General features: G+C 72.0%; 19 protein-coding genes and 1 tRNA gene. 11 read left to right on the top strand and 9 right to left on the bottom strand.

Annotated features, from left to right (window positions below):
• The first annotated feature begins 44 nt into the window (after window positions 1-44).
• Both ACYVM4_RS13485 and ACYVM4_RS13480 read left to right on the top strand, forming a co-directional pair.
• Complete coding sequence (locus tag ACYVM4_RS13485; RefSeq protein ID WP_460668868.1) at window positions 45-2,201, top strand: cytochrome c oxidase assembly protein; 2,157 nt, start codon at window positions 45-47, stop codon at window positions 2,199-2,201.
• A 166-nt stretch (window positions 2,202-2,367) separates the two neighbouring features.
• On the top strand, window positions 2,368-4,260 hold the full coding sequence (locus tag ACYVM4_RS13480; RefSeq protein WP_460668867.1) for an NHL domain-containing thioredoxin family protein: 1,893 nt from the start codon (window positions 2,368-2,370) through the stop codon (window positions 4,258-4,260).
• Window positions 4,261-4,383: 123 nt separating this feature from the next.
• Here the strand turns inward: ACYVM4_RS13480 and ACYVM4_RS13475 are convergent, their stop codons facing one another.
• Window positions 4,384-5,367 carry a zinc ribbon domain-containing protein gene (locus ACYVM4_RS13475; protein ID WP_460668866.1) on the bottom strand — a complete coding sequence of 328 codons (984 nt, stop codon included), beginning with the start codon at window positions 5,365-5,367 and terminating at the stop codon, window positions 4,384-4,386.
• Window positions 5,368-5,539: 172 nt separating this feature from the next.
• Between ACYVM4_RS13475 and ACYVM4_RS13470 the strand changes: the two genes are divergently transcribed.
• Window positions 5,540-6,190 (top strand): hypothetical protein, encoded by a 651-nt coding sequence (locus ACYVM4_RS13470; RefSeq protein WP_368821298.1) that lies wholly within the window; start codon window positions 5,540-5,542, stop codon window positions 6,188-6,190.
• A 227-nt stretch (window positions 6,191-6,417) separates the two neighbouring features.
• Here ACYVM4_RS13470 and ACYVM4_RS13465 read toward each other — a convergent pair whose 3' ends face one another.
• The 7 genes from ACYVM4_RS13465 to ACYVM4_RS13435 all read right to left on the bottom strand — a co-directional run bounded on the left by ACYVM4_RS13465 (window position 6,418) and on the right by ACYVM4_RS13435 (window position 12,861).
• A complete protein-coding gene (locus ACYVM4_RS13465; RefSeq protein ID WP_368821299.1) occupies window positions 6,418-7,677 on the bottom strand; it encodes an ABC transporter ATP-binding protein in 1,260 nt (419 codons plus the stop codon).
• Between the two features lie 52 nt (window positions 7,678-7,729).
• Entirely contained in the window at window positions 7,730-8,563 is an 834-nt protein-coding gene (locus tag ACYVM4_RS13460) for a carbohydrate ABC transporter permease (protein ID WP_368821300.1), read from the bottom strand.
• 6 nt (window positions 8,564-8,569) lie between these two features.
• Complete coding sequence (locus tag ACYVM4_RS13455; protein WP_368821301.1) at window positions 8,570-9,562, bottom strand: carbohydrate ABC transporter permease; 993 nt, start codon at window positions 9,560-9,562, stop codon at window positions 8,570-8,572.
• Window positions 9,559-10,881 (bottom strand): extracellular solute-binding protein, encoded by a 1,323-nt coding sequence (locus ACYVM4_RS13450; RefSeq protein WP_368821302.1) that lies wholly within the window; start codon window positions 10,879-10,881, stop codon window positions 9,559-9,561. The genes ACYVM4_RS13455 and ACYVM4_RS13450 overlap by 4 nt, the downstream gene beginning before the upstream one ends.
• Before the next feature lie 271 nt (window positions 10,882-11,152).
• Window positions 11,153-12,079 carry an AEC family transporter gene (locus tag ACYVM4_RS13445; RefSeq protein ID WP_368821303.1) on the bottom strand — a complete coding sequence of 309 codons (927 nt, stop codon included), beginning with the start codon at window positions 12,077-12,079 and terminating at the stop codon, window positions 11,153-11,155.
• Between the two features lie 92 nt (window positions 12,080-12,171).
• The gene (gene panD, locus ACYVM4_RS13440; RefSeq protein ID WP_368821304.1) at window positions 12,172-12,618 is read right to left on the bottom strand and encodes an aspartate 1-decarboxylase; all 447 of its coding nucleotides are present in this window, start codon (window positions 12,616-12,618) and stop codon (window positions 12,172-12,174) included.
• A 172-nt stretch (window positions 12,619-12,790) separates the two neighbouring features.
• Window positions 12,791-12,861, bottom strand: a tRNA-Gly gene (locus ACYVM4_RS13435).
• A gap of 133 nt (window positions 12,862-12,994) precedes the next feature.
• On the opposite strand from ACYVM4_RS13435, the gene dcd reads away from it, so the two are divergent.
• On the top strand, window positions 12,995-13,570 hold the full coding sequence (gene dcd / locus ACYVM4_RS13430) for a dCTP deaminase (protein ID WP_368821305.1): 576 nt from the start codon (window positions 12,995-12,997) through the stop codon (window positions 13,568-13,570).
• A 63-nt stretch (window positions 13,571-13,633) separates the two neighbouring features.
• Here the strand turns inward: dcd and ACYVM4_RS13425 are convergent, their stop codons facing one another.
• Window positions 13,634-14,992, bottom strand: coding sequence for an MFS transporter (locus tag ACYVM4_RS13425; RefSeq protein ID WP_368821306.1), 1,359 nt, complete (start codon window positions 14,990-14,992; stop codon window positions 13,634-13,636).
• A 277-nt stretch (window positions 14,993-15,269) separates the two neighbouring features.
• Here ACYVM4_RS13425 and ACYVM4_RS13420 point away from each other — a divergent pair, with 277 nt between their 5' ends.
• The 7 genes from ACYVM4_RS13420 to ACYVM4_RS13390 all read left to right on the top strand — a co-directional run.
• A complete protein-coding gene (locus ACYVM4_RS13420; RefSeq protein WP_460668865.1) occupies window positions 15,270-18,374 on the top strand; it encodes a Na+/H+ antiporter subunit A in 3,105 nt (1,034 codons plus the stop codon).
• On the top strand, window positions 18,371-18,865 hold the full coding sequence (locus ACYVM4_RS13415; RefSeq protein ID WP_368821308.1) for a Na(+)/H(+) antiporter subunit C: 495 nt from the start codon (window positions 18,371-18,373) through the stop codon (window positions 18,863-18,865). Before ACYVM4_RS13420 ends, ACYVM4_RS13415 begins: the two co-directional genes overlap by 4 nt.
• On the top strand, window positions 18,862-20,502 hold the full coding sequence (locus ACYVM4_RS13410; protein WP_368821309.1) for a Na+/H+ antiporter subunit D: 1,641 nt from the start codon (window positions 18,862-18,864) through the stop codon (window positions 20,500-20,502). Before ACYVM4_RS13415 ends, ACYVM4_RS13410 begins: the two co-directional genes overlap by 4 nt.
• A complete protein-coding gene (locus tag ACYVM4_RS13405; protein ID WP_368821310.1) occupies window positions 20,499-21,206 on the top strand; it encodes a Na+/H+ antiporter subunit E in 708 nt (235 codons plus the stop codon). Before ACYVM4_RS13410 ends, ACYVM4_RS13405 begins: the two co-directional genes overlap by 4 nt.
• Window positions 21,203-21,475 carry a monovalent cation/H+ antiporter complex subunit F gene (locus ACYVM4_RS13400; RefSeq protein ID WP_368821311.1) on the top strand — a complete coding sequence of 91 codons (273 nt, stop codon included), beginning with the start codon at window positions 21,203-21,205 and terminating at the stop codon, window positions 21,473-21,475. The genes ACYVM4_RS13405 and ACYVM4_RS13400 overlap by 4 nt, the downstream gene beginning before the upstream one ends.
• Window positions 21,472-21,924 carry a monovalent cation/H(+) antiporter subunit G gene (gene mnhG, locus ACYVM4_RS13395; protein ID WP_368821312.1) on the top strand — a complete coding sequence of 151 codons (453 nt, stop codon included), beginning with the start codon at window positions 21,472-21,474 and terminating at the stop codon, window positions 21,922-21,924. The genes ACYVM4_RS13400 and mnhG overlap by 4 nt, the downstream gene beginning before the upstream one ends.
• A 59-nt stretch (window positions 21,925-21,983) precedes the next feature.
• A partial coding sequence (locus tag ACYVM4_RS13390; RefSeq protein WP_460668864.1) for a DUF4235 domain-containing protein occupies window positions 21,984-22,250 on the top strand: 267 nt, incomplete at its 3' end.

Here is a 22,250-nt window from a genome sequence, read left to right as displayed (position 1 = left end):
GACGGGCCGCCCCGTCGTCGTGGGGCGGATGAAGGAGACTGATCATGAGTTCGAGGACGGCCGAGCGCGCCGACCACGGCACCGCCGCCCGGCCGGGCGCCCGGGGGGTCGACCCCTGGTGGCTCGCGGCCGTGCCCGTCGTGGCCCTCACATCGCTCGTCGTGGCGATGCTGTGGACCGGGTCCGGCGCGGCCCGGCTCGCCGCCGACCCCGGGGCACTGGTCCGCTGGGGGCTGCCCGCCGCCGAGCTCGTGCACAACGGCGCGCTGGTGGTGGTCATGGGCGCCCTGCTGTTCGCGGTGGGCGTCGTGCCGACCACCCTCGACGGGCGCCGCCGGGGCGCCCGGGACCGGGCGGCCGCCCCCGAGCACCCCCTGTTCAGCAGCACGATGCGCCTCGCCGAGGCCGCGGCCGTGGTCTGGACCGTGGCCGCCGTGGCCGTGCTCGTCCTGTCCTACTCAGACGTCGCGGGCGTGCCCGTGGGCGGGGACGAGACCTACACCCAGCAGCTGCTGCACTACACCACGGACATCCCCACGGGGCAGGCCCAGGCGGCGATCGTCGTGGTGGCCGCCGTCGTCACCACGCTGGTCTTCGGGATCCGGGCGCTGCTCGGGCTGCTGCTGACCCTGGCCCTGTCCTGCGCGACCCTCGTCGCCATGGCCCTCAACGGGCACTCCGCCGGTGGCAACGACCACATGGGCGCCGTCAACTCCCTGGGCCTGCACCTGCTCGGCGCGGGGCTGTGGACAGGAGGGCTCGTGGTGCTCGCCTGGCTCTCCCCGCAGCTGAGCGCCCCGGACGCCGGCACCGGCACCCTGCCCGAGGGCGCCACCCGGGGCCGTCCGTCGGCCGGTTCGCGGCGGCGCGTGCCGATCGCGGCGGTGGTCCTGCGCCGTTTCTCCGCGGTCGCCCTCGGCGCCTTCCTCCTCGTCCTGTTCTCCGGGACGGTCAACGCGGCCGTGCGCATCGGCTCCTGGGAGCAGCTCTTCAGCGGCTACGGGTGGCTCGTGATGGTCAAGTTCGTCCTGACGCTGGGCCTGGGCCTCGCGGGCCTCGCCCACCGCCGGTGGCTGGTGCCCGCGCTCGAGGCCGGCCGGCTCACGGCCCGCCGCGCCGTGTGGCAGCTCGTGCTGGGGGAGCTGCTGGTGATGGGCGCCGTCATGGGCGTCGCGGTGGCCCTGTCCCGGACGGCCCCGCCGGTGCCCGAGGAGATCGCCCCGGACGCGTCCCCGGCGCTGATCCTGACCTGGTACGAGCTGCCGCCCGAGCCCACCGCGGCCTCGTGGTTCACCACGTGGCGCGTCGACTGGCTGTGGCTCGCGGTGTGCGTGTTCCTCGCGGTCGTCTACCTGTGGGCGTTCGCGCGCGTGCGCGGGCGCCGGGACTCCTGGTCCGTGCTGCGCACCCTCTCGTGGCTCACCGGGGTCGGGGTGCTGTTCTTCATCACCTCGGGCGGCTTCGCCGTCTACGGCCGGGTCCTGTTCTCGGCGCACATGGTCGAGCACATGGCGCTGACCATGGTCGTGCCGATCTTCCTGGTCCTGGGCGCGCCGGTCACCCTGCTGCTCAAGGCCCTGGAGTCCCGCCCGGACGGCACCCGCGGGCCCCGCGAGTGGATCCTGCGGCTCGTGCACTCCGGGTTCGGGAAGGTAGTGACCCACCCGATCTTCGCCGCCGTGAACTTCGCCGGGTCCATCGTGGTCTTCTACTTCACCCCGCTGTTCCACTTCACGCTGCACTACCACGTGGGCCACGTGCTCATGGTCGTGCACTTCCTGATCACCGGGTACCTGTTCATGCTCGTGCTGATCGGCGTGGACCCCATCCCGTACCGCCCTGGCCACATGATGCGGCTCGTGCTGCTGCTGGCCACGATGGTCTACCACGCCTTCGTGGGGGTGGCGCTCATGGGCTCCGACACCCTGCTGCAGGCCTCCTGGTTCGGCAACACCGGCCGGGACTGGGGTCGCACCGCGATCGAGGACCAGCAGCTCGGCGGAGCCCTCATGTGGGGGATCGGCGAGTTCCCCACCGTCGTCGTCGCCGTCGTCGTCGCGATCATGTGGGCGATGGAGGGCACGAAGGAGAACCGCCGTGCGGACCGCAAGGCCGACCGCACGGACGACGCCGAGCTCAAGGCCTACAACGAGATGATGGCCGGGCTCGCGGAGCGCGACGACCGCGCCGCCCGGCGCTGAGGCCCGGCCGCCCGTCCCACCTCCCGGCCCGATCCGGCCCGATCCGGCCCGCCCCGTCCCGCTCCACACCCTGCCGCTCCGCACCGTTCCGCTCCACACCGCTCCGCCCCGTCCCGCTCCACACCGCTCCGCCCCGTCCCGCTCCGCCCCGAAAGGATCCCCACCCATGCGCCTCACCTCCCGCGTCCGCGCCTCCGAGCTGCAGGGCCGCACCTGGCTCAACACCGGCGGCAAGGACCTCGACCTCGCCGCGCTGCGCGGCAAGGTCGTGGTCCTGGACTTCTGGTCCTTCTGCTGCATCAACTGCCTGCACGTGCTCGACGAGCTGCGCCCCCTCGAGGAGCGCTTCTCCGACGTCCTCGTCACGGTGGGCGTGCACTCCCCGAAGTTCGAGCACGAGGCCGACCCGGACGCGCTCGCGGCCGCCGTGGACCGCTACGAGGTCCACCACCCCGTGCTCGACGACCCCGAGCTGACCACCTGGGACGCCTACACGGCCCGTGCGTGGCCCACCCTCGTGGTCGTGGACCCGGAGGGCTACATCGTGGCCCACCTCTCGGGGGAGGGCCACGTCCAGGGCCTCGTCCCCCTCGTGGAGGAGCTCGTGGCCGAGCACGAGGCCCGGGGCACCCTGCACCGCGGCGACGGGCCGTACGTGCCCCGGCCCGCGCCCGAGGGCGACCTCCGGTTCCCGGGCAAGGTGCTGCCCCTGCCGGACGGCTCGTTCCTCGTCTCCGACACGGGCCACCACCGCCTCGTCCAGCTCGACAACGACCTCGAGACCGTCCGGCGGGTGATCGGCGCGGGGAAGGGCCACGCGGACGGCGACCCGGGGACCGCACGCTTCACCGAGCCCCAGGGGCTCACCCTGCTGCCCGAGGAGGTGCGCGCCGCGGCCGGCTATGACGTGGTCGTGGCCGACTCCGTCAACCACCGGCTCCGCGGTGTGGACCTCGCCACGGGGCAGGTGCGCACGGTGGCCGGCAACGGGGTGCAGCGGCTGCTGGACGAGGAGCGCGCCCGCGGGGCGGACCCGAACCACATCGACCCCGACGCCGACCCGCTGGACGTGGCGCTGTCCTCCCCGTGGGACGTCGTGTGGTCCGCGCGGGCCGACCGGCTCGTGGTGGCCATGGCGGGCACCCACCAGCTGTTCTCCTTCGACCCGCGGACCGGCCGGCTCGCCGTGCTCGCGGGCACGGGTGACGAGGGCCTCAAGGACGGGTCGGCCGCCGAGGCGTGGTTCGCGCAGTCCTCGGGGCTCGCGGAGGACCACGAGGGCAACGTGTGGATCGCCGACTCGGAGACCTCCGCCCTGCGGGTGCTCCGGTTCGACGACGACGGGGCCGTCGCGGTCGAGACCGCCGTGGGCGAGGGGCTGTTCGACTTCGGCTTCCGCGACGGCGACGCGGGCGGGGCCCGCCTGCAGCACTGCCTCGGCGTGGCCCAGCTGCCCGACGGGTCCGTGGCCGTGGCGGACACCTACAACGGCGCCGTGCGCCACTACGACCCCCGGACCCGGCAGGTGGCCACCCTTGCCCGCGGCCTGGCCGAGCCCTCCGACGTGCTGCTGGACGTCTCGGGGGAGGAGCCGCTGCTCGTCGTCGTCGAGGCCAACGCCCACCGTCTGGTGCGCGTGCCGATCCCCGCCGCCGCCCAGCGCGTCGACGAGGGGGCCGCACGGACCCAGCGCGCGCGCACGAGGCTCGCCCCGGGCGCGCTCGCGGTCGAGGTGCGCTTCGCGGCGCCGACCGGACAGAAGCTCGACGACCGGTGGGGCGACCCGACGCAGCTGAAGATCTCGTCCTCGCCCGAGGAGGCGCTCGTCGAGGGCGCCGGCACGGCCCAGGGCCTGCGCCGGCAGCTCGTGCTGGCGGACGGCGTCACCGAGGGCGTCCTGCACATCACCGCGCGCGCCGCGGCGTGCGACGGCGAGCCGGGCGGGGAGATCCCCGACCACGCGGCGTGCCACCTCTACCAGCAGGACTGGGGCATCCCCTTCGTGCTGGACGCCGAGGGGGAGGCCGAACTGGTCCTGGACCTGCGCGGCGTCAACTGAGCGGGGTCGACCCGACCGAGCCCGGCCGGCGGAGCGGTGCCGACAGGGTGGAACGGCGGAGCAGGGCCGGCCGGGCGGCGCCGGCCGACGGAGGGCGACCGGGCGGTGCCCCGTGCGGCGGGCTCAGCCGCGCGGGGCGACCCGCACCGTCGAGCCGTCGATGGTGAGGTCGGCGGCGACCTCGAACGGCACGGTGCGCTCGAGCCGTTCCACGTCCCCGGTGAACAGGTCGAGGGAGTCGAAGGCGATCCGCGCGGTGCCCCGCGCGGGCTCCAGGGCCCAGCCCCCGCCGCCCTCGGAGCCCACGACGATCTCCGGGTCCGGGTAGGACTCGATCGTCCACTCCACGTCCCCGGCGACCCGCCCGTCGAACTCGAAGGAGAACGGGCAGCCGGACGGGAAGAGGCTGCTCTGCCCGGCGCAGCCGTCGAGGTGCTCCTTCAGCTGCCGGTCCACCTCCTGCTCGAGGGCCTCGGTCGGCCGGGCCTCCAGGACGATCTCCGCCTGCTGGCCCGGATCGGTCAGCACCGTGCGCACCGGTTCGGCGGCCACGAGCTCGGACGTGTAGGAGGCCGTGTAGACGCCCGGGAAGAACGCGGAGAACTCCCCGGAGGACTCCGGCAGGGCCACGGACATGCCGTTCACGTCCACCGAGGTCGCCCCCGGCAGGCTGACCGTCACCGTGGGCAGCGGGGTCTCGTCGAACGCCCACACGGTGAAGAAGCCCCACTGGGTGTCCACGGGGTGCAGGGCGAACTCGGAGCTGTGCTGCTCGCCGTCGAGGGTGTAGTCCGCGCGCACCACGGCCCGCTCGCCGTCGTCCGAGACGGTGGAGACCTCGAGGTCCTCGAGGCCCTCGGCCGAGGCCTCCAGCGGCTCGCCGTCGAGCATCGCCGCGTTCGCGTCGGGGACGCGGGCGTTGAGCAGCCCCAGGGCCTCGCCCCCGTCCCCGTCCCGCAGGTCCTCGAAGTAGGCCCGCACGTCCGTCTCGGGACCGTACATGTACTTGTTGACCAGGGCGATGGTGACGGCGGCGGCGGCCACCCCGAGCAGCACGAGGAACAGCCAGGCCCCGAGGGCCTTCAGCACGCGGACGTTGGACTCCATCCGATCACGCTAACCGATCGGCTCCCGGCCTGCGCGTGCACCGGGCCGGAGAAGCCCGCCCGGAAGGCACGGGTCGTCCCGGACGGGTACGCTACGTGCCGCACCCCTTCCCGCGTCCGACCCCGACCCTGTTCCCGTCCCCGTTGCCGTTCCCGTCTGGAGCTGACTCCCCATGGCCGACTCCGTCCGCCAGGTCCCCGAGAAGTACGGGCCCGTCCGCGCCGTGCTGCGTCCCCGGCTGGGCTCCTACGGCCGGCGCCTGCTCTCCTGCGTGGGCCCGCTGCTGGTGGGCGCGGTGCTCGTGCTGTTCCTGTGGGCGCGGCGGCCGGCCCCCGGCGTCGCGGTGGTGGTGCTCGCGCTCGTGCTCCTCGCCGCCGCCGCGTGCTGGGTCCGGCTGCGTCCCGTGCTGGTCGTCCGCACGGACAGCCACGTCCTGCGCTCCCGGACCGTGGGCTTCGCCGCGACGCCGCTCGCGGAGGTGGAGCACGTCGTCACGATCGGAGCCCTGCACCGGTCGGCCGGCGCCCCGCGAGCGGGGGACCGGCCCCACCTGTGGGTCGCGGGCCGCTCGGGCCGTCGGGTCCTGGGCCTCGACGGCGCGGTGTGGGACGCCCGCGCCCTCGAGGACGTCGCCGTGGCACTGGGCGCGCCCCGCACCCACCTCGAGCGCGTGACGGCGCGGGAGGCCGCGGACCGCTGGCCCCGGCTCGTGCCCTGGGGCCTCCGGCACCCTAGGTTGCGCTCCGCCGTGTCCTCCGCGGGCCTGATCGCCGTCCTCGCCCTCGTGGCGTGGTTCTCGCTCGGTCTGCCGGGCGTCGGCTGAACCCCGGACACCTGCCCGTCCCCCCGGTGCCGGTCGGCCCACCCCCGGGCGCCGGCTGAGGTCCCGGCCCGGCGCCCGGACCCGCCACCGGCACAGTGGTCGCGGCTCCGGCGCCGGAGCCACCGCTCCGGTCCGTTCTCCGCCGCCGGCGCCCCCGGACGCGCGGGAGCCCGCCACCCCGGGAACGGGCGGCGGGCTCCTCGAGCACCGGGTGGAGCGCCGGGTGCTCAGCCGGCGGCGGCCAGCTCCTGCCGGGCCCGCTCGATCTCGGCCTTGCGCTCCTCGACGGCCTCGCGGGTCAGCTCGGCACCGGCCTCCTCGTCCCGGGTCAGGTTCGCCCCGGTCTCGGGATCGAAGACGTGCATCCGGCGGGTGTCGACCCAGATCCGGCCCTTCGTCCCCCCGCGGATCCGGGAGGTGGCGTCCAGGGAGACGACGATCTGCGGGTGCATCTCGTCCCCGTCCAGCTCCTGCGCCAGCTCGTCGAGCTTCGCCTTAACCGAGTCGTCCTGCCGGTAGTTGATGTAGCCGTACTGCTCGTTGCCCATCCACTCCGTGTGGGTGAACTCCGTGTCGAAGACGGTGCCGCGGGACGCGATCGCCTCGTCCACGAACTTGGCGTCGTTGAAGTGCTCGGGACGCAGGCCGAGCAGCACGATCGATCCGTCCGCGGGCAGCTTCCCGGCGGCCTTCTGGGGGACCGGGATCTCGCCCAGCGGGGTGTCGAACACGTTGCCCTTCACGTGCGCCGGGAGGAAGTTCATCGACGGGGAGCCGATGAACCCCGCCACGAACAGGTTGGCCGGCTGCTCGTAGAGCTCCCGGGGTGAGGCGATCTGCTGCAGGATGCCCTTCTTGAGCACCGCCACGCGGTCGCCGAGGGTCATCGCCTCGGTCTGGTCGTGGGTCACGTAGACCGAGGTGATGCCCATCCGGCGCTGGAGCTGGGCGATCTCCGTGCGCATCTGGCCGCGCAGCTTCGCGTCCAGGTTGGACAGGGGCTCGTCGAACAGGAAGGCGTCGGCGTCCCGCACGATCGCCCGGCCCATGGCCACGCGCTGCCGCTGACCGCCGGAGAGGTTGGCCGGCTTGCGCTCGAGGTGGTCGTCGAGGTCCAGGGTCGACGAGGCCGTGCGCACCTTGCGGTCGATCTCCTCGGCGGAGAACTTGCCCTTGGACAGCCGCAGCGGGAACGCGATGTTCTCGTACACGGTCAGGTGCGGGTAGAGCGCGTAGTTCTGGAACACCATGGACAGGTTGCGCTCCCGGGGCTCCTTCTCGTTGACCCGCTGCCCGTTGATCAGGAGGTCCCCGGAGGTGATGTCCTCGAGGCCCACGATCATGCGCAGCAGGGTGGACTTGCCGCAGCCGGAGGGGCCCACCAGGATGAGGAACTCGCCGTCGGCGATGTCGATCGACACGTCGTTGACGGCAGGGAAGCCGTCACCGTACTTCTTGACGAGGTGATTGAGGGTGATGGATGCCATCTGGAACTCAGTCCTTCGGTCGGTTCGGGAAGATGCGGGAGGCGGGACGGGCTCAGCCCTTGACCGCGCCCTGGGTCAGGCCGGAGACGATCTGGCGCTGGAAGAGCAGCACCAGCAGCACCACCGGGATGGTGACGACGATGGCCGCCGCGGAGATCGCGCCCGCGGGGTTTTCGAACTGCGAGGCACCGGTGAAGAACGCGAGCGCCGCCGGGACGGGCCGGGCCGCCTCGGTGGAGGTAAGGCCGATGCCGTAGACGAAGTCGTTCCACGCGATGAAGAACGCGATGATCGCGGTGGTGAACACCCCCGGCAGGGCCAGGGGCACGATCACCTTGGTGAACGCCTGCCACGTGGTGGCCCCGTCCACCTGGGCCGCCCGCTCGAGGTCCCACGGGATCTGCTGGAAGAACGCCGTCAGCGTCCAGATCGAGATCGGCAGGGTGAGCGAGAGATAGGGGATGATCAGGCCGGGCCAGGTGTCGTACAGCCCGATCTGGCGCCACAGGTTGAACAGCGGGGTCACGATCGAGACGACGGGGAACATGGACACGGCCAGCGCGGTCGTCAGGATGATCTTCTTGCCCGGGAAGTCCAGGCGGGCGATCGCGTAGGCGCAGAGCGTGGCGAGGACCACGGCGATGGCCGTGGCGATCAGGCAGATGCCGATCGAGTTGATCAGCGAGGGCACGAACAGTTCGCGGGCCTGCCCCACGAAGATCGAGGAGTAGTTCTCCCCGACCCACTGCGTGGGCAGGAACTTCCCGGAGGTCAGGTCCGCCGGCGTCTTGAAGGACGTCATGAGGATCGAGGCGACGGGGAACAGGGCGTAGACGAGGACCAGGACCGAGACGACGGCCCAGCCGACCTTCTGCTTGGTGGACATGGGCGGTTACCTTCCCTTCCCGGCGCCGGCGAGGTCGACCTTGAACACCTTGATGGCGAGGAAGGCGATCAGCAGCACGCAGACGAACAGGATCACGGAGATTGCCGAGCCGAGCCCGATCTCCAGTCGGCCGATGGAGGTGCGGTAGGCGAGCAGGGACAGCGTCTCCGTGCCGTACTGCCCTTGGGTCATGATGAAGATGTTGTCGAAGATGCGGAAGGCGTCCAGGGCACGGAACACGACGGCCACCATGATCGCGGCCTTCATGTTGGGCAGGACCACCCGGGACATCCGCTGCCACCACGTGGCGCCGTCCACCCGGGCGGCCTCGGTGTACTCGCTCGGCACCTGGGCCAGGCCGGAGAGCAGCAGCAGCGAGATGAAGGGCGTGGTCTTCCAGATCTCCGAGGCCATGATCACGAACAGGGCCGGCCCCTGGGAGGCGAACCAGTTGAAGTCCGGGCCGATGCCCGGCAGCCAGGAGAACCAGTTGTTGATGTAGCCGGTCGTGATGTCGAACGCGTAGAACCAGGCGAAGGCCGAGACCACGGTGATGATGCCGTAGGGCACCAGGATCGCGGTGCGCAGCAGACCCCGCGTGTTGCGGATCGCGTTGTTCATCACGAGCGCCAGGGCGAAGCCCAGGACCAGCTCCACCACCACGGTGACGATCGTGATGAGCACCGTGATCCACAGGTCGTTCCAGAACACCCGGTCGGAGAGGACCGTGGCGTAGTTGCCGAGGAAGATGAACTCCTTCTCTCCGGGGGCGGTGAGCCGGAAGGAGAAGAGAGAGTCCCACAGCGCCTGCAGGATCGGGTACATGGTGACCAGCAGCATCACGATGAACGCCGGCCCGGCGAGCATCCAGCCGAGCTTGCGCTCGGACCGGGCCCGGTCCGAGATCGGCGCCTTGGCGCTGCGGCGCCCCGTCACTGGTGCCGGGGAGATCTCCCGGGGACCGGTGCCGGGAGCGTTGGGGTTGACGACGGTGCTCATAGCAGCCGCTCTCCTCTCAGGACGGACTCGATGAACTCGGCGGTGGCCCGGGGCGTGTCCTCGGTGACGGACGTCGGCGGGGTCCACTCCTGCTGGATGGCCGTGGAGACCTCGTTGTAGAACGGCGTCTGCGGGCGCGGGGCCGCGTTGTCCAGGGACTCACGGATCGTGGCGTACATCGGATAGGCCTTGCGGACCTCCGGGTCCTCGTATGCGGCCTCGGACGCCGCCGGGTTGCCGTTGCTCACGAAGTAGTACGCCTGGTTCTCGGGCTGGACGATGCACTCCACGGCCTCCCACGCCAGCTCCTGGTGCTCGGAGGTGGCGCCCACGCCCAGGTTGATCCCGCCCAGGGGAGGAGCGGAGGGCTCGTCCGGGTCCACCCGGGGCCACAGGGCCCAGCCGATGTCCTCGTACACGGACTGGTCGACCGTCCCGCCCTCCACGGCGGCGGCCGTCGCCGCGTAGATGAAGGGCCAGTTGACCATGAAGGAGCCGTCGTCGGACTGGAACTGGATCATCGACGCGCTCTCGTCCGCGGTCGGCAGGCCAGGTCCGCCGAGCCCGTCCTGGCCGATGGTGCCTACGATCTCGGCCGCCTTCCGGCCCGCATCGGACTCCAGACCGATGGAGATCTCGTCGGAGGGGGCCTCCGGGTTCTCCACGATCGAGCCTCCTGCGGACTCCACGAGTCCGTTCACCCACACGGTCATCGACTCGGCCGACTTGCCCTGCACCCCCAGGTACTTCTCCTGCTCGCGGGCGGCGTCCATGATCTGGTCCCAGGTGACCGGCTCGTCCATGTTGAGGCCGGCAGCCTCCGCCACGGACTCCCGGTACCAGAGCAGCTGCGTGTTGGCCCAGAACGGCACCGAGACCAGCTCGTCCTTCCACATCGCGCCCTCGAGGGGGCCGGCCAGGACGTCCTGGGTGGTGGCCTCCTCGACGTCCCCCGGAACGGGCGACAGGAAGCCCGGCTCGGCCAGTTCGGGGATGAAGGGCGGGTCCAGGCTCATGATGTCCATCGACTTGTCCCCGGCGGCGAGCCGCCGGGCGAGCTGCTCGCGCTGCGACGCGGCGTCGCGCGGGAGCAGGGCGGTCTCGATGTTGTACCGGCCGCCGGACTCCTCGGAGCACTGCTTGGCGAGCTCCGCCTGACCGCCGGCGTCGGGGTTGATGTACCAGGTCAGGGTCGGGGTGCCGCCGGCATCGGCGTCACCGCATCCCGTCATGAGCAGGGCGCCCACGGCGCCGAGGGCTGCGGCGGCGCTGAGCCGCCGCCTGCCCGGTGCTCTGTGGGGGTGTGAGGTGGTGGTCAACGGTCGTTCCTCCCCTTCGGCGATGTGGCGGTCCGCGAGGGGCGTCGAGGGATCCTGTGGGACCCGGTCGGCGGGACGGTCGGCGACGGGTGCTGCCGGTCGACCACCCCTGCACGGAGCCTTCAGTCTATGAGTGGTCTACCTCACAGACCAGTAACCTGACGGTTTGCCCCGGCGCGCCCCGGCGTGTCCCGGCGCGTCCGTCCGCTCCCGCCCGTCCGGCGCGGCCGGGACCGACCCGGCGCCGGGACCGACCCGGCGCCGGGGAGGATCAGGAGAGCAGCAGGGCCACTCCGGCCATGGTCAGCATGGCGATCACCGTGGTGACGAGCACCGTGTCCCGGCACAGCTGCTCCGCCCGGCCGTAGCGCACGGCCGCCACGTAGATGTTCTGGGCGGTGGGCAGCGCCGCCATCACCACCACGGCGTAGAGGAGGTGCCCGTCCAGGCCCAGCACGAACCGGGCGAACAGGAACGCCAGCGCCGGGTGGAGCAGCAGCTTCAGCGTGCTGGCCAGCGCCACGTCCCGGCGCGGCCCGGCAGCCCGCTGCAGCGGGGAGGCGCCGACCAGGGAGATCCCGAAGGCCATCAGCATCGCCGGGATGGAGGCCCCGGCCACCAGCTCCACGGGTTCGTGCACCACCTCCGGCAGCCGCCAGCCGGTGACGGCGAACAGGATCCCCAGTCCGGAGCCCACGATCATCGGGTTGGTCACCACGTTGCCCAGGACGCTGCCCATGCTCGGGCGGCGGCCGTCCGTGAGGGTGTCCATGATCGTCAGGTAGACGGGGGTGTTGAGCGCCAGCTGGAACAGGAGGACGGGCACCACCTGGGACGCGTCCCCGAGCACGAACACGGCGATCGGGATGCCCAGGTTGGCCGAGTTCACCTGGGAGGCGGCCTGGGCGCCCATCAGGGTGGTGGCCGCGTCCCGGCGCAGCACCCACCGGGCGATCGCGGCGTAGACGAGGGTGGTGGCCACGGCGGACACGGCGGCCACCAGCAGCGGCGCCGAGAGGATCTGGGCGATGTCGGCCTCGGAGATGGTGAGGAACAGCAGCGGCGGGCTCGCCACGTAGAAGGCGAACTTGCTCAGCACGAGCTGTCCCTGGGGTCCCAGGACGCCCCGCCGGCCGACGGCGTAGCCGGTGAGGATGATGGCCCAGACGATGAAGAACCCCGAGAACACTCCTGTCACGGGACCTCCCTCGCGCTGCTGCGGGTCCGCGTCCGCGAGCCCCTACAGTTCTATCCCATCGCCGGCCCGTCCGCGGTCGGACCGGCGACGGGTCACGCGGCGGGCAGGTCGGCGCGGGCGGCGGCCAGGGTCCGGGAGTGGGGAGGGCGGGCGACGCCGTCGAGCAGGGCCTCGGCGGGGTCCGTCCCGAGGTCGACGATCCGGTTGTCCGCGTCCACATGGACCACGGACGGCACGTGGGCGCGGGCCTCGGCGTCGTCCATCTGCGCGTAGCTGATGAGGATGACGAGGTCCCCGGGGTGCACGAGGTGGGCGGCGGCCCCGTTGATCCCGACGACGCCGGAGCCGCGCTCGCCGGCGATCGTGTAGGTCTCCAGCCGGGCGCCGTTGGTGACGTCCACGATGGAGACGAGCTCGCCGGGGAGGATGTCGGCGGCGTCGAGCAGGTCCTGGTCGACGGTGACCGAGCCGACGTAGTGGAGGTCGGCCTGGGTCACGACGGCACGGTGGATCTTGGCCTTGAACATGGTGCGCAGCATGACGGGAGGTGTGCTCCTCGTGAGCGGGATGCGGGTGACGGGCGCAGGGCCCGGGGGCTTCTCCGGGCGGGCGCCGCCCCGATGCAGGAGCGGGGCGCGGGAACATCCTACCGCGCGGTCCCCGGCGACGACGAACGCCCCGGCCGGGTGGGCTCGGGGCATTCGGTGCGAGAGCGGCTGACGGGAATCGAACCCGCGTATCAGGCTTGGGAAGCGTGCGCTCTACCATTGAGCTACAGCCGCGCATCCACAGTTCGTCCGGCGCGTGCGCCGGACGAGGACAGCACCTACTCTACACCACCCGCCGGGGCGGGGCCGGGCACGGGGCGGTCGCGCGGCACGGTCCGGGGGCCGGCCGTGCGATACCTTGGGGACCGTGCTGATCTCTGACCGCGACATCCGCCGGGAGCTCGACGGCGGCCGGGTCGTCCTCGAACCCTACGATCCCGCCCTGATCCAGCCCGCCAGCATCGACGTGCGGCTGGACCGCTGGTTCCGGCTCTTCGACAACCACAAGTACGCGCACATCGACCCGTCCGTGGAGCAGCCCGAGCTCACGCGGCTCGTGGAGGTCGACCCGGACGAGGCCTTCGTGCTCCACCCGGGGGAGTTCGTGCTCGGCTCCACCTACGAGAAGGTGACCCTCCCGGACGACATCGCCGCCCGCCTCGAGGGGAAGTCCTCGCTGGGGCGCCTGGGTCTGCTGACCCACTCCACGGCGGGGTTCATCGACCCGGGCTTCTCGGGGCACGTCACGCTCGAGCTGTCCAACATGGCCACGCTGCCCATCAAGCTGTGGCCGGGCTCCAAGGTGGGGCAGCTGTGCTTCTTCCAGCTCTCCTCGCCCGCGGAGCACCCGTACGGGTCCGGCGCCTACGCCAACCGGTACCAGGGGCAGCGCGGTCCCACCGCGTCTCGCAGCCACCTCGGGTTCTCCCGCACCCGCATCTGACGGTGCACCGCCCGGCCGCCCGATGCCGGCGTGCCCGCGCCCGACGGCCCACCGTGCGACAGCTCACGGCCCGGAGGGTTCCGCGGGCGGCGGTGCCGCGGTCGGCACCGCGGCGGTCTTGGGGTCGCGTGCGCGCAGCAGCAGGAGCAGGCCGGCGCCGATCACCAGGAGGATCCCGAGGATGCCCCAGCGCTGCGCGCCGAGCACGGAGACGAACACCGCGAAAAGGGTCGGCGCCAGGAAGCTCACGGCTCGGCCCGTCGTGGCGTAGAGACCGAACAGGGCACCCTCCTCCCCGGCCCGCGTGAGCCGGCCGAGGAACGTGCGGGAGGCCGACTGCGCGGGTCCCACGAACAGGCACAGCAGCAGCCCGCAGACCCAGAACGCGGCCGTGCCCTCGAGGACGAGCAGCGGGGCCCCGGCCAGCAGGATGCCGACCAGGGACACCACGATGACGCGCTTGGGTCCCACCCGGTCGTCGAGCCGGCCGCCCACGAGGGCGCCCACCCCCGCGGCCACGTTGCCGACGATCGCGAAGACGATGACCTCGGTCAGGGTGAAGCCGAACGTGCCGGCCGCGATGACGCCGCCGAAGGTGAACACCGCGTTGAGCCCGTCCCGGAACACGGCGGAGGAGAGCAGGAACCACAGCGTCTGCGGGGCGTCCCGGTACAGCTCCCGGAGCGTCTGCCACAGCTGGCGGTAGGACCGGGCCACGGACGGGCGCGGCCCCCGGCGGGTCGGGCGGATCTCGGGCACCACCAGCAGGACGGGGATCGAGAACAGTGCGATCCACAGCCCCGAGAACAGGGCCACGGCCCGCACGTTGAGGGCGTCCTCCTCCGGGATGCCGAGCAGGCCCGGGGTGATGAACCCGAACAGCACGATCGTCAGGGCCACGATCCCGCCGAAGTAGCCCATCGCCCAGCCCTGGCCGCTCACCCTCCCGATGTGCTCGCGGCCCGCGATCCCCGGCAGCATCGCGTTGTAGTTGACCACCGCGAACTCGTCGAAGACGTTGGCCAGCGCCAGCAGGCCCACGCCGAGGTAGAGGAACGGCTGGTCGGGATAGACCAGGAAGCACAGGGCCGTGAGCAGCGCCGTGAGCATCGTGTTGATGCCGAGCCACAGCTTGCGCCGGCCCGCGCCGTCGCTGCGCTGCCCCACCACCGGGGCCAGCAGTGCCACGACGACGCCGGCGGCGCCGATCCCGTAGCCCAGCACCTCCGAGGCGTGGTCCTCCCCGCCGAACGGGTCGCTCGTGAGGTAGACAGTGAACACGAACGTGGTCATCACGGCGTTGAAGGCGGCGGATCCGGCGTCCCACAGGCTCCACGCCCACACGTGCGAGCGGCGCGGCACGAACGGCGTCGCGGAAAGGGTCGGCGAGGGGGCCGGGGGGCCGGAGGGCGTGGCGTCCATGGCAGTCATGCTAGGCCCGGGGGCCCGGTGCGGGGCGTCGGCCTCGCCGACACCTCGCACCGGAATCCCGGCTCCGCCCAGGCAGTCGTCCCGGAACGTGCAGGACTTGCACAGGTGGGGCGGGGATGCCGGGGCACGGGGCGGCAGCACCGCTTTGATAGGCTGGTTTCTCCGGGCGCGCCCCGGCCCTCCCGTGCTCGCACCGGTTCTCCGTGCCCGCGTCCGGGTTCCACGACGCCCGCCCGCCGATCCCTTCCCCGACCTCCGGAGGCGCCTGATGACCGCTGTGCTCCTGCTCCACGCAGTGGTGGCCGCGGTCGCGCCCCTGCTGTTCGCGCGGATGGGACGCAGTGCCTTCTACCTCCTGGCGGCGGTCCCGCTCGCGGGGTTCCTGTGGCTGCTGGGCACCGCCCCGCGGGTGTACGGCCCCGAGGGCGGCTGGACCGAGGGCGGCGAGTGGATCCCGTCCCTGCACCTGGACCTGGTCCTGCGGATGGACGCCCTCTCGTGGACGATGTCCCTGCTCGTGCTCGGCGTGGGCTCGCTGGTGCTGTTCTACTGCGCCCGCTACTTCAAGTCCGACGCGAGCGGCATCGGCGGCTTCGGCGCCCAGCTGCTCGCCTTCGCGGGCGCCATGTTCGGTCTGGTGACCGCCGACGACATGCTGGTGCTGTTCGTCTTCTGGGAGATCACCACCGTCCTGTCGTTCCTGCTCATCAGCTACAGCCGGACCCGCCTGTCCGCCCGGCGGGCGGCCCTGCAGGCCCTGGTGCTCACCACCGCCGGTGGCCTCGCCATGCTGGTCGGCATCGTGATGCTGGGCCAGGCCGCGGGCACCTACCGGATCTCCGAGGTGCTCGCGGCGGCCCCCGAGCTGGCGCAGCGCGGGACCGTGGTGGACGTGGCGGTCCTCCTGCTCCTCGTGGGGGCCGTGACGAAGTCCGCGCTGATCCCACTGCACTTCTGGCTGCCGGCCGCGATGGCCGCGCCCACCCCGGTGTCCGCGTACCTGCACGCGGCCGCGATGGTCAAGGCCGGCGTCTACCTGGTGGCCCGCTTCGCCCCCGGCTTCGCGGAGACGGCGCTGTGGCAGCCGACCGTCACGGTGCTGGGACTGGGCACCATGCTCTTCGGCGGCTGGGCCGCCCTGAAGCAGTACGACCTGAAGCTGATCCTCGCCTACGGCACCGTCAGCCAGCTCGGCTTCCTCGTGGTGATCGTGGGCCGCGGCTCGGCGGACACGGCGCAGGCGGGCCTGGCCATGCTCCTCGCGCACGGGCTGTTCAAGGCGACCCTGTTCCTCGTGGTGGGGATCATCGACCACCGGGCCGGCACCCGGGACATCCGCCGCCTGTCCGGGCTCGCCGGCCGCGTGCCCGTGCTGTTCGCCGTCTCGCTCGTCGCCGCCGCGTCCATGGCGGGCCTGCCGCCGCTGGCCGGGTTCGTGGCCAAGGAGTCGGTGCTGACCGCGTTCGCCCACGACGTGGACAGCGCGGCCGGGATCGCGGTGCTCGCCGGACTCGTGCTCGGCTCCGTCCTGACCTTCGCCTACAGCGCCCGCTTCGTGTGGGGCGGGTTCGCCCAGAAGTCCGCCGAGTTCTCGGAGCTCGACGCCGGGGTCGGCGGCAAGGCCGTGATCAGCGACATGCAGCGGGTCGAGCCCGCGTTCCTCGCCGCGCCGCTCGTGCTCTCCGTGCTCACCGTGGTCTTCGGCCTGTGGCCCCAGCCCGTCAACGCCATGCTCCAGCCCTACGTCGACCAGTTCCCGGCCACGGAGGAGTACGAGTTCTACCTGGCCCTGTGGCACGGGTTCACCCCCGCCCTCGGCCTCTCCGCCGCGATCATCGCGGCCGGGCTCCTGCTCTACCTCTTCCGCCGCCAGGTCGCCGACCTGCAGCGGGGCCTGCCGTCCCTGCCCGCGGGCGAGCTCGTCTACCGGCGGGCCGTCAACGTGCTGGACCTGGTCGCCGTGTGGATCACCGGCCGCACCCAGCGCGGTTCGCTGATGTTCTACCTCTCGGTCATCCTGATCACGGCGATCGTCGTGCCGCTCGTGGCCCTGATCGCGGAGGAGACCCCGCCGCTGGGGGCGCTGCGGGTCTCCGACGGCCCGGGCCAGCTCATCGCCGGTGCGGCCATGGTCGTGGCGGCCCTGCTGGTACCACTGGCCACCAAGCGCTTCCTCGCGGTGCTGCTCGTGTCGGTGACCGGCTACGGGCTGGCCCTCATCTTCGCCCTGCAGGGCGCACCCGACCTCGCCCTGACGCAGACGCTCGTCGAGACCGTGCTGCTGGTGGCGTTCGTGCTCGCCCTGCGCTCGCTGCCCGCACCGCTGTGGCACCGCAACCCGGCCGGGCGCCGCCTGCTGCGCGGCACCATCGCGGTGACCTTCGGGCTGTTCATGATGGCGCTCGCGGCGTTCAGCATCTCCTCCCGCACGGCCGACCCGATCTCCCTGGAGATGCCCCGGATGGCCTACGAGCTCGGCGACGGCCAGAACGTGGTCAACGTGATCCTCGTGGACATCCGCGCGTGGGACACGTTCGGGGAGGTCTCGGTGCTCGTGCTCGCCGCCACCGGCGTGGCCTCCCTGATCTTCGTCACGGGCCGCGGCGACCGCATCGTCCGCTCCGGGCACGATCCCACGACCGACCAGCTGCGGGTGATCCGGCGGCGCAACGCCGCGGCCGTCTCGCCCGGCAGCGAGCCCCTGGACGTGGGTCTCGCGCGCCGCGACGACGACCTCGAGGACCCCTATCTGCTCGCCGGGAGGACCCTGGCCCCCGAGCGGCGCTCGATCGTCTTCGAGGTGGTCACCCGGCTGCTGTTCCACACGTTCATGATGGTCTCGCTCTACCTGCTGATCGCCGGGCACAACGACCCTGGCGGAGGGTTCGCGGGCGGCCTCATGGCCGGTCTCGCCCTGACCGTGCGCTACCTCGCGGGCGGGCGCTACGAGCTCGAGCTGGCCACCCCGATCAACGCGGGCACGATGCTCGGGACCGGCCTGGCGCTCGCCGCGCTCTACGCCGTCACCCCGGTGTTCTTCGGCGGATCGGTGATGCAGAGCTACACCTTCGAGGCCGAGCTGCCGGTCTTCGGGGCCGAGAAGTTCGTGACCGCCCTGATCTTCGACGTCGCGGTCTACCTCATCGTGGTGGGGCTCATCCTCGACATCCTGCGCTCCCTCGGCGGGCGGATCGACCAGCGGATCGAGGAGGACGCCGTCCGGCGGCGCCGGCGCACCCCGGGGCGAGGGACGCGCATCCGCGTCACGCGGCAGCGGAAGGTGGCCGCGGGCGCCCCCGGGGGCGCGAGCGCGGTCTCGTCGCCGACCCAGACCGCCCGGACCGGCCCCGATGGAGGGAGGGAGGACCGATGACCGTGAACCTGACCCTGCTGGTCGTGATGGGCGTGCTCTACGCCGTGGGCGTGTACCTGCTGCTCGAGCGCTCGCTCACCCGGGTGCTCCTGGGGCTGATGCTGCTGACCAACGGCACGAACCTGCTGATCCTGCACGCCGGGGGGGCCGCCGGGTCCGCGCCCCTGTACGACGGGTCGATCGCCGCGGAGGACTACAGCGACCCGCTGCCCCAGGCCCTGATCCTCACCGCCATCGTGATCTCCCTCGCGGTCACCGCGTTCCTCCTGGGCATGATCTACCGGTCCTGGGTCCTCGGGCGCCGGGACGAGATCCAGGACGACGTCGAGGACCGGCGCGTGGCGCGGCAGTCCTCCTACGACGTGGAGGACGACGCCGACGTCCCCGCCGACACCACCGAGTTCGACGAAGCCCCCCGGCGCCAGGACCCCGGTGAGTCCCTCGAGACGCCGGGGGTCCGCGGCATCGAGAAGTGGGGAGGGAACCGGTGACCGTCAACTTCGCCCAGCTGGCCCCGCTGGCCGTCATCATCCCGTTCCTGGGCGCGGCCCTGAGCCTGCTGCTGCTGCGGCGCAACGCCCTCCAGCGGACCGTGGCCATCGGCTCGCTCGTGCTCACCCTCGCGATCGAGGCCCTGGTCCTCGGGTCCACGTGGAACCTCGGCCCGCAGGCCGTGCACCTCGGCGGCTGGGAGGCGCCCTGGGGCATCGTCATGGTCGTGGACCAGCTCTCGTCCCTGATGCTCGTGGTCTCCACGGTCGTCTCGCTCGCCGTGCTCGTCTACGCGAGCGGGCAGGGCGTGGCCGACGGCGACGAGGAAGGGCCGATCTCGATCTTCCACCCCTCCTTCCTGATCCTCGTGGCAGGGGTGTCGAACGCCTTCCTCGCCGGGGACCTGTTCAACCTCTACGTGGGCTTCGAGATCCTGCTGACCGCGTCCTACGTGCTGATGACCATGGGCGGGACCGTCCAGCGGATCCGCACCGGCGTGACCTACGTGGTGGTCTCGGTGATCTCCTCCGTGCTGTTCCTGATCACCATCGCGATGATCTACGCGGCCACGGGGACCATCAACATGGCCGACCTCTCGGTCAAGCTCGAGGGCCTGCCCGTGGGCACCCAGTTGCAGCTGCACCTGATGCTGCTCATCGCGTTCGGCATCAAGGCCGCCGTCTTCCCGCTGTCCTTCTGGCTCCCGGACTCCTATCCGACCGCCTCCGCGCCCGTCACCGCCGTGTTCGCCGGCCTGCTGACCAAGGTGGGCGTGTACTCGATCATCCGCACCGAGACGGTGCTCTTCCCCGGGGAGCGGCTCGACGACCTCCTGATGTGGGTCGCGCTGCTCACCATGGTGGTCGGCATCCTGGGCGCGCTCGCGCAGATCGACATCAAGCGCATGCTCTCCTTCACGCTGATCAGCCACATCGGGTACATGATCTTCGGCGTGGCCGTGGGCACCCAGGAGGCGCTCTCCGCCACGGTCTACTACGTGGCCCACCACATCGTGATCCAGACGAGCCTGTTCCTCGTGGCCGGGCTGATCGAGCGCCGGGGCGGTTCCACCAACGTGGACCGGCTCGCGGGGATGGCCAAGATCTCCCCGCTGCTCGCGCTGCTCTACCTCGTTCCCGCGCTCAACCTCGGGGGGATCCCGCCGTTCTCCGGCTTCCTGGGCAAGACCGGCCTGCTCCAGGCCGGCGTCGACCAGGGCGACGGGCTGGCCTACGCCCTCGTCGCGGGCTCCGTGGCGGTGTCCCTCCTGACCCTGCTCGCCATGATCCGGGTGTGGAACCGCGTGTTCCTGCGCGCGCCGGAGGACGCGGAGTACCCGGACCCGATCCTGCTGGCCCCGGTGCCCGCCGGGTCCCGGTTCCTGCTCACCTCGGGCGCCGTCGACGACCAGGCGGGCCGGTTCGCGGGCAAGGGCGACGTGCGCCTCATGTCTCCCTCGATGCTCGGCGGGGCCTCGGCCCTCGTCGCCGTGGGGGTGGCCCTGACCGTCTTCGCCGGGCCGCTGTTCCAGCTCGCGGACAACGCCGCGGAGAACCTCGTCCGCCCCGAGCGCTACGTCGAGGCCGTGCTGGACCCCGCGTCCGAGCCGCGGCCCGTCGTGGGGGAGGCACCGTGACCCGCCCCAAGAACTCCCTGCTCGTCGAGCTGCCGCTGCTGGTGTGGCTCGTGGTCGTGTGGGGCGCCCTCTGGGGCGACTTCGGCCCCGGCAACCTGCTGGTCGGGCTGGTCCTGGCCCTGCTGGTGACGTGGGTCCTCTACCTGCCGCCCGTGCAGCTGTCCGGCCGGTTCAACCCGTTCCAGTTCGTGCTCTTCGCCGCCACCTTCGTGTGGCAGGTCGCCAAGGCGAGCTTCGAGGTGATGCTCATCGCGATCCTCGTGGGGCCGCGCGCACGCAACGCCGTGGTCGGCGTGCAGCTGCGCACGCGCTCCGACCTGCTCCTGACGGCCACCGGCCACACCATGACCCTGATCCCCGGTTCGCTCGTGGTGGAGGTGGACCGCGCGGCCGGCACGCTGTACTTCCACGCGCTCAACGTCCGCAGCGCCCAGGAGGCCGAGGAATTCCGCCGGTCCGCGCTGCAGGTGGAGGCCGCATGGATCCGGATCATGGGCACGCCGGAGGAGCTCGCCGCCCTGCGGGCCGAGGGCCGCCGCGGAGGAGCCTCCGACGCGGACCGGCGGGACACCGCCGCGATCAGCTCACCGGTCACCGCGAGCCGGCAGATCGTGGGCCGCCGCCGGGACGAGGCGCCCGCCGACGCCCCGGAAGACACCCCGACGACACCCCCGACCGACGCCTCCGAGGAGGACCGCCCGTGATGCAGATCGCCGTGGCCGTCGCGGCCGTGCTGCTCAGCGCGGCCGCCGCGGGCACCCTCTACCGCCTCGCCAAGGGCCCGTCCCTGCTGGACCGGGTGGTGGCCACGGACGTGCTCCTGGCCATCGTCGCGGCCGCCCTCGCCGTGGAGATGGCCTACCACGGTCACCTCAACAACCTGATCCTCATGGTGATCGTCTCGCTGGTCGGGTTCATCGGATCCGTGACGGTGGCGCGCTTCGCCACCCAGACCGCCGAGCACGGGCGGTGAGCGCCGTGCTGGACACCGTCCTGGACGCCGCCGCGGCCGTGTGCCTCGTGGTCGGCGCGCTCATGTCCCTCGCCGCCGGGATCGGCCTGGTCCGCTTCCCGGACCTGCTGACGCGCATGCACGCCGGCACCAAGCCGCAGGTCTTCGGGCTGCTGCTCATGCTCACGGCCGTCGCCCTCGAGAACCGGGAGCCCGTGATGATCCCGCTCATCGCGCTCGGCTGGATCTTCCAGCTGCTCACCGTGCCCGTCTCGGCGCACATGGTGGGCCGCTCGACCTACCGGACCAAGCACCTGAACCGGACCACGCTGACCCAGGACGACCTGCAGACGGTCCTCAACCGCGCTGCGGAGGGCAGCGGAGAGAGCACCGGGGAGGGCATCACCGCAGGACCCCCGGTGCCGAGCCCGGACGGACAGCAGACCGACGGATCGGCGACGACGCGTTAGGCTGGGCAGGATCGACAGGGCGCACCCGCGTCCCCCCTGACGACAAGGAGCAGCACTCCATGAACACCAAGGTCCTCGAACTCGTGGGCACCGGCCTCTCGCTCGGCGGCGTGGCGCTCTCGCACAAGGTGCTCGGCGCCGCGTGGACGCGCATCACCGGCGACCCGCCCCCCGCCCGCAACCCGGACCCGGACGAGGCCTGGGCGGGCATCATCATCTGGTCGCTCGTGACCGGTCTCGTGGGCACCGTCATCAAGGTCGCCATCTCCCGCCAGATCGCGAAGATGGAGAACAAGCCGCAGGACAACCCGAAGGCCTCGAGCCAG

This window comes from Kocuria himachalensis (assembly GCF_054784195.1).
The sequence above is the reverse complement of the archived record's forward strand: the minus strand, read 5'-3'. Positions and strand labels throughout refer to the sequence as shown.